Annotated in this window: 10 protein-coding genes; 2 read left to right on the forward strand and 8 right to left on the reverse strand. The window is 59.5% G+C overall.

Annotation, left to right across the window (positions count from 1 at the left end; translation table 11 throughout):
* Positions 1–64 precede the first annotated feature (64 nt).
* The 6 genes from glpX to gmk all read right to left on the reverse strand — a co-directional run bounded on the left by glpX (position 65) and on the right by gmk (position 7,154).
* Entirely contained in the window at positions 65–1,075 is a 1,011-nt protein-coding gene (glpX, locus tag ABLV76_RS10915) for a class II fructose-bisphosphatase (RefSeq protein ID WP_004205085.1), read from the reverse strand.
* A 48-nt stretch (positions 1,076–1,123) separates the two neighbouring features.
* The gene (gene recG, locus ABLV76_RS10920; protein WP_023319342.1) at positions 1,124–3,205 is read right to left on the reverse strand and encodes an ATP-dependent DNA helicase RecG; all 2,082 of its coding nucleotides are present in this window, start codon (positions 3,203–3,205) and stop codon (positions 1,124–1,126) included.
* A 5-nt stretch (positions 3,206–3,210) separates the two neighbouring features.
* Entirely contained in the window at positions 3,211–3,900 is a 690-nt protein-coding gene (gene trmH, locus ABLV76_RS10925) for a tRNA (guanosine(18)-2'-O)-methyltransferase TrmH (protein WP_004205081.1), read from the reverse strand.
* Between the two features lie 161 nt (positions 3,901–4,061).
* A complete protein-coding gene (gene spoT, locus ABLV76_RS10930; RefSeq protein ID WP_348878311.1) occupies positions 4,062–6,182 on the reverse strand; it encodes a bifunctional GTP diphosphokinase/guanosine-3',5'-bis pyrophosphate 3'-pyrophosphohydrolase in 2,121 nt (706 codons plus the stop codon).
* Positions 6,183–6,200: 18 nt separating this feature from the next.
* Positions 6,201–6,476, reverse strand: a complete 276-nt coding sequence (gene rpoZ, locus ABLV76_RS10935; protein ID WP_000135058.1) for a DNA-directed RNA polymerase subunit omega — start codon at positions 6,474–6,476, stop codon at positions 6,201–6,203.
* A 54-nt stretch (positions 6,477–6,530) separates the two neighbouring features.
* Positions 6,531–7,154, reverse strand: coding sequence for a guanylate kinase (gene gmk / locus ABLV76_RS10940; RefSeq protein ID WP_002922664.1), 624 nt, complete (start codon positions 7,152–7,154; stop codon positions 6,531–6,533).
* A 258-nt stretch (positions 7,155–7,412) separates the two neighbouring features.
* On the opposite strand from gmk, the gene ligB reads away from it, so the two are divergent.
* A complete protein-coding gene (gene ligB, locus ABLV76_RS10945; RefSeq protein WP_348878312.1) occupies positions 7,413–9,089 on the forward strand; it encodes an NAD-dependent DNA ligase LigB in 1,677 nt (558 codons plus the stop codon).
* Positions 9,090–9,094: 5 nt separating this feature from the next.
* On the opposite strand, the gene ABLV76_RS10950 is transcribed toward ligB, so the two are convergent.
* A complete protein-coding gene (locus ABLV76_RS10950) occupies positions 9,095–9,712 on the reverse strand; it encodes a trimeric intracellular cation channel family protein (protein WP_002922654.1) in 618 nt (205 codons plus the stop codon).
* Between the two features lie 275 nt (positions 9,713–9,987).
* Between ABLV76_RS10950 and ABLV76_RS10955 the strand changes: the two genes are divergently transcribed.
* Positions 9,988–11,247: a chloride channel protein gene (locus tag ABLV76_RS10955; protein ID WP_049003202.1), complete on the forward strand. Its 1,260-nt coding sequence runs from the start codon at positions 9,988–9,990 to the stop codon at positions 11,245–11,247.
* Between the two features lie 49 nt (positions 11,248–11,296).
* On the opposite strand, the gene ABLV76_RS10960 is transcribed toward ABLV76_RS10955, so the two are convergent.
* Positions 11,297–12,160 (reverse strand): YicC/YloC family endoribonuclease, encoded by an 864-nt coding sequence (locus tag ABLV76_RS10960; RefSeq protein WP_002922636.1) that lies wholly within the window; start codon positions 12,158–12,160, stop codon positions 11,297–11,299.
* Between the last annotated feature and the right edge of the window lie 91 nt (positions 12,161–12,251).

A 12,251-nucleotide genomic window follows, 5' to 3' on the forward strand; every position in this document is an offset into this window, starting at 1 on the left:
TCAAATATAAACGAAGAACAGGACAACCGCCCGCGGACGGTTGCCTGGAGGAGAGAAAGCGGTATTACAGGATGTGCTGCTGGACGTCCGGATCTTTACGGTCGAGGTAATGAATCGACTGGATCCGACGGATGGTGCGCGACTTGCCGCGGATCAGCAGCGTCTCGGTGGTGGCCATATTGCCCTTACGGGTGATGCCGTCCAGCAGATCGCCTTTGGTGATGCCGGTAGCGGAGAAGACGACGTTATCGCTGCGCGCCATTTCATCAAGGCGCAGCACTTTACCCGCTTCGATGCCCATGGTTTTGCAGCGCGCCAGCTCGTTTTCACCGATGCGGCGATTCTCTTCGCTGTCGCCCTTCACGTGGTGACGAGCCAGCAGGCGGCCCTGCATATCGCCGTCGAGCGCGCGGATCACCGCGGCGGAAACCACCCCTTCCGGCGCGCCGCCGATGCCGTACAGCACGTCCACTTCGCTATCCGGCATGCAGGTGAGAATGGAGGCCGCGACGTCGCCATCGGGAATGGCGAACACGCGCACGCCCAGCTGCTGCAGCTGAGCAATCGCCGCATCGTGGCGCGGTTTCGCCAGCACGGTGACGGTCAGCTCGCCCAGCGGCTTGTTCAGCGCGCGGGCGATATTGCGCAGGTTCTCTTCCAGCGGCAGATTGAGATCGATAGCACCTTTAGCGCCTGGGCCGACAATCAGCTTTTCCATATACATATCCGGCGCGTTGAGGAAGCAGCCTTTATCGCCGACCGCCATCACTGCCAGGGCATTAGCCTGGCCCATCGCCGTCATCCGGGTACCTTCGATGGGATCGACGGCGATATCCACCGCATCGCCCTGGCCGGTGCCCACTTTTTCGCCGATATAGAGCATCGGCGCTTCATCGATTTCGCCCTCGCCGATGACGATGGTGCCGTCGATATTGACGAGGTTAAGCATAATGCGCATGGCGTTAACCGCTGCGCCGTCGGCGGAGTTTTTATCGCCGCGGCCCAGCCATTTATAGCCCGCCAGCGCGGCGGCTTCGGTGACACGCGAAAATTCGATGGCCAGTTCTCGTTTCATAATCCACTCATTGTGTAGAAAGATTGCCCGCAGCGCGGCAAAAGCGCGCTACGCGTTGGAATAGCGTTCGGTTTCCGGCATCCAGCGCTCGATCAGCGCCTGGGCCTGCAGCGGATAGCGTTCATGAATGTGACGCGCAATGCGCTGAACGTCGGGGATCATCGCCTGATCGCGCAGCAAATCCGCCACTTTAAACTCAGCGTTGCCGGTCTGGCGGGTGCCGAGCAGCTCACCGGGACCGCGAATTTCAAGGTCTTTCTGGGCGATGACGAAACCGTCGTTACTGTCACGCAGCACCTGCAGGCGTTTCTGCGCCGTTTTAGAGAGCGGCGATTTATAGAGTAGCACGCAGTGGGAAGCGACCGCGCCGCGCCCGACGCGCCCTCTGAGCTGGTGCAGCTGCGCCAGACCCAGACGTTCCGGGTTTTCGATAATCATCAGGCTCGAGTTCGGTACGTCGACACCGACTTCAATGACCGTCGTGGCCACCAGCAGATGCATTTCGCCCTGCTTGAAAGCCTGCATCACCGCCTGCTTCTCCGCCGGTTTCATCCGCCCGTGCACCAGACCGATATTCAGCTCCGGCAGCGCCAGCTTGAGCTCCTCCCAGGTCGCTTCCGCCGCCTGGGCCTCCAGCAGATCGGACTCCTCAATCAGCGTACAGACCCAATAGGCCTGGCGGCCTTCGTGGGTGCAGGCGTTGCGCACGCGGTCAATAATATCGCTGCGCCGGGTGTCCGGGATAGCGACGGTAGTCACCGGGGTTCGGCCCGGCGGCAGCTCGTCGATAACCGAGGTATCGAGGTCGGCGTAGGCGGTCATCGCCAGGGTGCGCGGGATCGGCGTGGCGGTCATGATCAGCTGATGCGGGTGGAAACCTTGCTGCTGACCTTTCTCCCACAGCGCCAGCCGCTGGTGTACGCCGAAGCGGTGCTGTTCGTCGATGATCACCAGCGCCAGGCCGTTAAACTGCACCTGTTCCTGGAAGATGGCGTGGGTGCCGACAATCATCTGCACCTCGCCGCTGGCGATAGCGTCCTGCTGCGCCTGGCGTGCTTTGCCTTTCTGTTTGCCCGCCAGCCAGCCGACCTCAATGCCCAGCGGTGCAAACCAGCTGCGGAAGTTGTTGGCGTGCTGCTCGGCGAGCAGTTCGGTGGGCGCCATCAGCGCCACCTGTTTGCCGTGGGCGATAGCGCGCAGAGCGGCCAGGGCGGCGACCAGCGTTTTACCGGAGCCGACGTCGCCCTGCACCAGGCGCATCATCGGCACGTCCAGCGCCATATCGCGCTCGATCTCGGCGGTGACCCGCGCCTGCGCGCCGGTGGGCTTAAAGGGCAGGGAGGCCAGCAGCTGATTTTTCAGGGTATCGTTGGCGCCGAGCGGCAGGGCGTGATAGCGCTGGGCGCCTGCCCGTAGCGCCAGCATGCTGAGGTTGTGCGCCAGCAGCTCTTCCAGAATCAGGCGCTGCTGCGCCGGGTGCTTGCCGCTTTCCAGCTCGCTAAGTTGCAATGAGGGAGGCGGACGGTGCAGCGTACGCAGCGCCTCCGGCAGGCTCATCATCCCCTGCGCCAGCTCCGGCGGCAGGAGTTCGCTAATTGCGCAGGTCTCGAGCAGCTCGAGCGCCTGATCGGTGAGCTTGCGCAGGGTCGCCTGCTTAATGCCTTCGGTAGTCGGGTAGACCGGCGTCAGGGTCTCCTGCAGCTCCGGGGTGCTCATATCGCCCTGGACGCGGTATTCCGGGTGGATCATCTCGGCGCCGTACTTCCCGCGTTTGGCTTCACCGTAGGCCAGCACTCGTCGACCGGTCGCGAGGCTGTTTTTCATCGCCGCGTTGAAGTTGAAAAAGCGCATGGTGAGGATGCCGGTGCCATCGCTGATCTGGCAGGTCATCATTCGGCGGCCGCCGAAGGTGATATTGCTGTTGAGCACTTCGCCTTCCACGGTGGCATAAACCCCGGGCAGCAGATCGGCTATCGGGTAAAGATGGGTGCGATCTTCGTAGCGCAAAGGCAGGTGCAGCAGCAGATCCTGTACCGTATGCAGGCCGATCTTCGCCAGCTTGCTGCTCTGCGCAGCCCCAACGCCGGTGAGTGAACTGAGCGGAACGGCATCTAACAGGCGGCCTGACATGGGGTTTACCTCGCAGCCTGCATGGTGGCCCACCACGCGGCATCGGCTTCCACTTCGCCCTGCTCGTTAACGTGGGGGTAAGGCAGCCCTTTCTGTCTCGCGACGCGGGCCAGCACCGGATAGCCGCCTTCAAACAGCAGGCGCTGCTGCTCTTCCGGCGGCAGCATGCTGTTGGCGCGTTGGTACATCCCGGCGTTTTGTCGCTGCCGCTGGGCTTCATACAGGATCAGCGCCGAGGCGACGGAGACGTTCAGCGACTGCACCATGCCGATCATCGGGATAATAATGTCCTGATCGGCCAGGGCCAGCGCTTCCTGAGTGATGCCGGTTTTCTCCTGACCCATCAGGATGCAGGTTGGGCGCGTATAGTCGATTTCACGGAAATCGATGGCTTTGCTGGAAAGATGGGTGGCGAGGATTTGCATACCCTGGCCTTTGAGGTGGCCGACGGCATCTGCGATGGTACGGTGGGTTTTCACCTGCACCCAGCTGTTGCTGCCCGCGGCGGCGGAGGCCATGGTGCGCATCCGGCTGCTCGGCCAGACCGCGTGCACCTCGTGTACGCCAACGGCGTCTGCGGTCCGGATGACCGCAGAGACGTTATGGGGCTTATGGACCTGCTCCATGCAGACCGTCAGGTCAGGCTGACGCCTGGCGAGCATCTCGCAGATACGCGCATAACGCTGTGAATTCATTACACTTCATCCTTCGAATTACCTCTTTAGTCGCTGCGGATCACGCGGCCCATCCCTGGACCTCGCCCCTGACGGGGCCTGCAAGCAGCGTTCAAATCTGCTCCCGGCAGATTTGTCATTCGCTTGCTGCCTTGATGCAATTCGAATGTTTTGTCTAAAAGCTAATTTCGGTTACGGGTGACTTTAATCACGTCCGGCATGACGCGGATTTTGCGCATGATATTCGCCAGATGCACGCGGTCGCGGGCGGTCAGGCGGATAAAGGCGCTGTATACGCGGCCATCTTTCTCTTCCGTATTCAGACTCTGGATATTGGAAGAGGCGGTGTTGATCGCCGCCGTCAGGTTAGCCAGTGCGCCCTGGTGGTTAAACATATCCACCTTGATCTCCGTAATGAACTCCTGAGCGGTCTCTTTATCCCACTCAACCGCCATAAATTTCTCCGGCTCTTTCTGGTAGCCGCGGATGTTACGACAGGATTCATGATGGATAACCAGCCCTTTGCCGGGACTGACGTGGGCGATAATCGGGTCACCGGGGATCGGACGACAGCATTTGGCAAAAGTGATCAGCACGCCATCGGCGCCTTTGATCGGTAGATGGCCGTGGTTTGAGGCATTGGCCGGCACCGGAGCCGCAGCGGCTTCGCCCTGCTGCAGGTTTTTCGCCACCACCACGCTCATGGCGTTGCCCAGACCGATCTCCGCCAGCAGATCGTCAAGCGAGGCCAGCTTCATCCGGTCGAGCTCGCGCTGGATATTCTCCAGCGGGATCTCGGCGAGTTTGCGGCTACCGCCCAGCGCGTGGTTGAGCAGACGACGGCCAAGGCTGACCGAGTCATCGCGCTTGAGGTTTTTCAGCAGCTGACGGATCTTGGCGCGCGCCTTCGAGCTGACGACAAAGTTCAACCAGGCGGCATTCGGACGTGCGCCCGGCGCGGTAATAATTTCGACAGTCTGACCGCTGGAGAGCGGCTGCGACAGTGGATAGGGCTGGCGGTCGACGCGCGCGCCGACGCAGGCATGGCCGATATCGGTATGCACCGCATAGGCGAAGTCCACCGGCGTGGCGCCAGCGGGCAGTTCGACAATGCGCCCTTCCGGGGTGAAAACGTAAATCTCATCGGGGAACAGATCGGATTTAACGCTCTCAATAAATTCAAACGAGCTGCCGGCGCTCTGCTGCAGCTCCAGCAGGCTTTGCATCCAGCGCTGGGCGCGGATTTGCGCGGTGGTGCTGCTTTCGCCGCCGTGCTCTTTATAAGCCCAGTGCGCTGCGACCCCCATCTCCGCCATCTGATCCATGTCTTCGGTACGAATTTGTACCTCGACCGGGACGCCGTGGGGGCCGATCATCGAGGTGTGCAAAGACTGATAGCCGTTCGCTTTCGGAATGGCGATGTAATCTTTGAAACGACCTGGACGCGGTTTATAGAGGCTGTGCATCTGGCCAAGCACGCGGTAGCAGACATCGGCATCGTGGACGATAACGCGGAAGGCGTAGATATCCATGATCGAGTGAAAACGCTGCTCTTTGAGCACCATTTTGCAGTAGATCGAGTACAGATGCTTTTCGCGACCGCTGACGCGGCAGGGGATCCCCGCTTCCTGCAAACGCCCTTCGATTTCCGAGAGGATCTTTTGGATCATCTCTTTACGGTTGCCGCGCGCCGCTTTGACCACCTCTTTAATGACGCGGTAGCGGTTCGGGTACAGCGCCTCAAAGCCCAGCTCTTCGAGCTCAGTTTTGATGTGATGGATACCTAAACGGTGCGCCAGCGGGCTGTAGATTTCCAGCGTTTCGCGGGCGATGCGGCGGCGTTTATCCGGGCGTAGCGAGCCCAGGGTACGCATGTTGTGGGTGCGGTCGGCAAGCTTGATGAGGATGACGCGGATGTCCTGCACCATCGCCATGATCATTTTACGAAAGTTTTCGGCCTGCGCCTCTTTCTTATCGCGGAACTTGAGCTTATCAAGTTTCGATACCCCCTCTACCAGTTCGGCGACGCTTTTACCAAAAAGCTGTTCCATGTCCTGGTAGGTGGCGGGAGTATCTTCAATCACATCATGCAGCAGCGCGGCCATCAGCGTTTCGTAGTCGAGCTTCATCTCGGCCAGAATACAGGCTACCGCGACCGGGTGCGTAATATAAGGTTCACCGCTTGAACGTGTCTGACCCTCGTGAGCGTCACGTGCAACGAGATACGCCTGCCGCAGACGTTTGATCTGGTCTTCCGGCAGGTAGTTTTGAATCAGCTGATTCAGGCTTTCAAACAGATACAAGGGCGACCCGCTGTGTGATTAACGACGACCTTCAGCAATCGCGGTAACGGCTTGTAATTCAGCGGCTTCCTGCTCTTGCTGTTCCTGGCGCTCACGTACGTCGAGGATCTGGTTGTTGATCAGACCTTCTTCGATTTCGCGCAGTGCGATTACGGTGGTTTTATCGTTTTCTTCCGGTACCAGCGGATCCTTTCCGCCTACCTGCATCTGACGAGCGCGACGCGCGGCGACCAGTACCAGGTCAAAACGGTTACCAATTTTCTCTACAGCGTCCTGAACAGTTACGCGTGCCATACTTAAAATGCTCCACAGGTGAAGAAATGACTGGGCATGATACTGAATGTGGGTTCAGTCTGCCAATAGTTTGGTGATTAAAGCGCCATGTCGCTGCTTTTGGCGGCTCATGCGCAGACGTTCAGCGCGGATGATATTTTTCAGGTCGCTCAGGGCGGTGTCAAAATCATCATTCACAATCAGGTAATCATACTCGGCGTAATGGCTCATTTCCGCAACGGCCTGGGCCATTCGTTTCGCGATCACCTCTTCGCTGTCCTGGCCGCGGCCGCGCAGGCGACGGTCCAGTTCATCTTTTGACGGCGGCAGAATAAAAATGCTGCGTGCGCCCGGCATGCTTTTACGGATCTGCTGCGCGCCCTGCCAGTCGATATCGAGGAAGACATCAACACCGGTCGCCAGCACCTGCTCGATCGCTTTACGCGACGTGCCGTAATAGTTGCCAAAGACCTCTGCATGTTCCAGAAACGCGTTTTCGCCAATCATCGAGCGGAATTCGTCGTGATTCACGAAGAAATAGTGTTCGCCGTGCACTTCACCCGGACGCGGCGCCCGCGTGGTATGGGAAACCGATACCTGGGTGTCATACAACGGTTGGGTTTTTAATAAAGCCTGAATCAGGCTGGATTTACCCGCGCCGCTAGGGGCGGAAACAATATAAAGCGTGCCTTGAGCCATGAGTGTCTTTTGTATGTGGTTATCGAAAGAGGTCCTACATACGAGCCTATTATACACGTCGCCGCGGCGTGACGCAGTCCTTGTCACACTTTTTGCCGCTGTTTCTTTCATTTTGCCTGCCGTTTTCCTGAATTCGCCAGCTGTTGCTGCAACGAGGTGCAAATCCTGGAAGGCGCTTCGCAGGGTGAAAAAGCCCCCGTCGCGGTTTCCGGTATTCTGCCGCAGACTCTCCGTCAGGTGCTGAAGGAGGGAACTGGAATGCGTAAAGGAGGGGGGTGGCTGGCGATAGGGATGTTCTCTGCCAGCGCGCTGGCGACGTGCCCGGACTGGCCGCCGGCTAAAGGCAGACAGGAGATGGCACGTCTTCATCAACAGATTGACGCCTGGAACGAGGCTTACTGGCGACAGGGCGCCAGCGAGGTGAGTGATGACGTTTACGACCAGCTCACCCAGCGCCTGACGCAGTGGCGGCAATGCTTTCCGGGCGCGACGCCTGAGGAGGACGGTCTGCCTCCACCGACCGGCGATACGCATCATCCGGTCGCCCATACCGGCGTACGCAAGCTGGCGGATGAAACCAGCGTGGCCCGCTGGATGAAAAATAAAACCGACCTGTGGATACAGCCTAAGGTGGACGGCGTGGCGGTAACCCTGGTCTATCGCCAGGGGCATCTGGTTCAGGCTATCAGCCGCGGGGATGGCCTGCGCGGTGAGTTGTGGACCGCCCGAGCGCGGCAGATCCCGGCGCTGGCGAAGCTGACGACCGGCGAACTGGCCAACAGCGTGCTGCAGGGGGAGCTGTTTCTGCGTCGGGAGGGGCATGTTCAGCAGCAGGCTGGCGGAATGAACGCGCGGGCGAAAGTCGCCGGGTTGATGATGCGGGCTGACGCGGCGGCGCCCCTCAGCCAGCTGGACGTTTTTATCTGGGCCTGGCCAGACGGTCCGTTGGATATGCGCCGTCGTCAGAAGCTGCTGGCGCAGGCGGGGTTTATCTACAGCGGACAATACACCCATCCGGTGACGCGTGTTGAGCAGGTGGCGGAGTGGCGCCAGCGGTGGTATCGCTCGCCGCTGCCCTTCGTCAGCGATGGCGTGATTGTGCGTGAAGGGCGCGAACCGGCGGGGCGCGTCTGGTCACCGGGAAAGGGCGAATGGCTGGCAGCCTGGAAATATCCTCCGGCATCGCGGGTGATGGAGGTGCGGGCGATCCATTTCAGTACCGGCCGCAGCGGTAGAGTCAACGTAGTGGCTGAGCTTGAGCCCCAGCGACTGGATGACAAACGCGTGCAGCGGGTTAACGTTGGCTCTGTGGCCCGCTGGCAGGCGCTGGATATTGGGGTTGGCGATCAGCTGCAGATCAGTCTGGCAGGTCAGGGTATTCCACGGATCGACGCGGTCGTCTGGCGGATGGCCGAGCGCCTTAAACCGACGCCGCCGGCGGCCAAATTCAATGCGCTAACCTGCTATTTCGCCACCCCTGAGTGCAGCGAACAGTTTCTTTCCCGGCTGGTCTGGTTGTCATCAAAGTCGGTGCTGGATATCGATGGCGTAGGGGAAAACGTATGGCGCGTCATTCAGCGGCAGCACCCGATGGAGCATCTTTTTTCCTGGCTGGCGCTCACGTCGGAGCAGCTGCAGGCGATGCCTGGGATCTCGGCCGCCCGTGGGCAGCACCTCTGGCATCAGTTTGATCTTATTCGTAAACGGCCTTTTATACGCTGGGTGCTGGCGATGGGGATCCCGGTGCCCCAGGAGGCGCTGGCGCAGCCTGGAAATGAAAACTGGCGCCTCCTCACGGCAAAGAGTGAAGCGCAATGGCGCACGCTGCCGGGCGTGGGGGCGATCAGAGCCCGACAGCTGGTGGCTTTCCTGCATCACCCTGACGTGGCGGCGCTGGCGCAATGGCTTAGCGGGCAACGCATCCCCGGGTTTTGAGGCGGTTAGTGGGCGTCGTGGGTGTAGTGGAAGACCGGTAGCCCGAGCTTCCAGCGCAGCGCCAGCATGCGGGCGGTAAAGCCGAACAGCAGCGTGGCCAGGACCACCACATCGTGGCTGCTAACGTAATGTTGCAGCGCTATATAGAGTACCGCTGCGGCAAACGAGATCCCGGCGTACAGCTCTTTCTGGAAGACCAGCGGAATGCGTTTGCAGAACATATCGCGCAGTACACCGCCAAAAACGCCGGTGATGACCGCAGCAATAGAGGCGATAACCGGCCCTTCTCCCATATCCAGGGCGATTTGCGCACCGATGATGGAAAATACGATCAGCCCCAGCGCATCCAGCACCAGGAAAAGCCGGCGCAGGTGCGGCATTACCGGGGCGGCAATTGTGGTAAGGACGGCGGCGACGGCGACAATAATGACGTATTCCGGATGCTTCACCCAGCCGAGAGGATAGTGTCCCAGCAGGATATCGCGAACGGAACCCCCGCCCAGCGCGGTCGCGGTGGCGATAATAATGACGCCGAACGTATCCATCCGCCGACGCCCGGCAGCCAGCGCTCCGGTCATGGCTTCCGCGGTGATACCGATTAAATACAGAACATGAAGCAGCATAGATCCCCCCAGACAGTGGCCGGCAGGTTAACGATTTGTGCGCAGGATCACGATTGAGATTTTCTAAAGTGAAATCGTTAGGCTAGGAAAAACTAATGCCAATATAGATTAAATTGGCTTTAATTGGCGGTTGATTTCTATTTTTTGAATTTTTAAAGATTAGAAAAAGTAATGACTTGTTCCCGATCGATTTTCTATATTGAAAACGCTACGAATACCTAATGTTTAAGTCCCGACCTTTATCCTTTTATTTTCTTTCTCGAGGAGATGAGAAAATGCGTGTCGCCGCCGGGAGCAAACATTCTCTGACTCGCCTGTTGGCCGTGGTATTAACCGGGATTTTGGCCGGTCTGTCCGGCATGGTTTTGGCACTGATTTTACACGCCATTCAGCACCTGGCTTTTGGCTACAGTTCCGGGCAGATCGTCGGTTCGGTGTCATTTTTACAGGGCGTCACGGCGTCGCCCTGGCCACGTCGCATCGCGGCAATCGTGGCCGGCGGCATCGTCGCCGGATTTGGCTGGTGGCTGCTTGGTCGCTATGGGCAGAAGCGGGTTTCCATTGCCGCGGCGGCGGCTAACCCTTCCGTCCCCATGCCCGCGGGCACCACGACGATCCACGCCCTGTTGCAGATCGTCACCGTAGCGCTGGGTTCCCCGCTTGGCCGCGAAGTGGCGCCGCGGGAAATGGGCGCGCTGGGAGGGGGGATGGTGGCGCGTAAGCTGAGCCTGCTGGAGGATGACACCCGCACGCTGATTGCCTGTGGGGCGGGCGCGGGCCTGGCGGCGGTGTATAACGTCCCGCTGGCAGGGGCGTTGTTCACCCTCGAGGTCATGCTGCTGTCGTTTAGCTGGGAAAAAACGCTGGCGGCGATAATGACCTCGGCGATTGCCGCCTGGACGGCCACCCTCGGGTTAGGGGATGAATCGCAATACCATTTTGTTTCCAGCGCGCTTCCGCACACCTTTCTCTGGTGGGCGATTCTGGTGGGCCCGATTCTGGGCGCCGGCGCCTGGCTCTTTCGCAAAGCGACCAACGCAGCGCGTTCACGCGTGCGAAGTAACTGGCAGATGCCAGTGTTCTGTCTGCTGGCGTTTTCACTTCTTGCCGTCCTGAGCCTCTGGTTCCCTGCGCTACCGGGCAATGGCAAGGGGCCGATGCAGCTGGCGCTCAGCGACGGGCTGCCTCTCTCCATGGTCGCGATCCTGTTAGGGCTGAAGATGGTGGTGATCCTGGCGGTGCTGCGCGGCGGCGCGGAGGGCGGGTTGCTAACCCCGGGGCTGGCGGTGGGCGGGCTGGCCAGCCTGCTGCTCTGCGCGCTCTGGCAATCAGGGTTCCCCGGCGGAGATGAAAGTAGTTTCGCCCTGGTGGGAGCAGCCGCTTTTCTCGCCGCCTCCATGCAGATGCCGCTGACGGCGGTGGTGCTGGTGATGGAATTCACCCACATGGATCACAGCTATCTGGCCCCGACGCTGCTGTGCGCGGCAGGGGCGTTTTTGACCTGCCGGGTACTGGATAAGAAATATTGCTTTTGAAATGGATGAAAAAAGGCCGGTAAACCGGCCTTCAGAAAGGTATCTGAGATTACTCGATATTCTGGATCTGCTCGCGCATTTGCTCGATCAGCACTTTCAGCTCAATCGCGGAGTTGGTGACCTCGGCATTGATCGATTTTGACGCCAGGGTGTTCGACTCACGGTTGAACTCCTGCATCATAAAGTCGAGACGGCGACCCACGGCCTCTTTCTTTTTCAGAATGTTGTAGGTCTCTTTCACGTGGGCTTCGAGGCGGTCCAGCTCTTCGGCAACGTCGATACGCTGCGCCATCAGCACCAGCTCTTGCTCGAGACGGTTATTCTCCAGCTGCACTTCCGCATCCTCCAGCTTGGCGACCAGACGCTCGCGCTGCCACTGGAGAATTTCCGGCATATGAGCGCGAACTTTCGCCACTTCGCCGCTCACGCCTTCAAGACGCTGCTCGATAAGCGCTTTCAGCGCCTGGCCTTCCGTTTCGCGAGCGACGATGAAGTCATCCAGCGCGCCGTCAAGGGCTGCCAGAATGTCGGCGGCGATGGCGTCAAGATCCTGCTCTTTGGCGGCCATCACGCCCGGCCAGCGCAGGATATCAACCGGATTGATTTCCCCTTCATCGCTCTGCATTTTCACCCAGTTGGCAGCGTTAACCAGCTGTTTAGCCAGTTTTTCGTTGAGAATGAGTTCGCCCTGAGCGCTGGGGTCTTGTTCAAAACGCAGGGTGCATTCGACTTTACCGCGAGTCAGGCGGGCGCGAATGCGTTCGCGTACCACGGGCTCCAGGCTACGGAACTGCTCCGGCAGGCGGAAGTACGTTTCCAGATAGCGCTGGTTTACCGAGCGCAGCTCCCATGCGGCGCTACCCCAGTCACCCTTGATTTCACGGCGGGCATAGGCGGTCATACTGCGGATCATAGTCGTTCCTGTTTTTAAAGGAGAGTGGGGAGGATTATAGCTTTCGAGGCCTTATCAGGATAGGAATAAGCGCCTTTAATCCGTATAATGC

The sequence above is a fragment of the Klebsiella sp. GB_Kp047 genome (assembly GCF_040065235.1).
GTDB lineage: Bacteria > Pseudomonadota > Gammaproteobacteria > Enterobacterales > Enterobacteriaceae > Klebsiella > Klebsiella quasipneumoniae.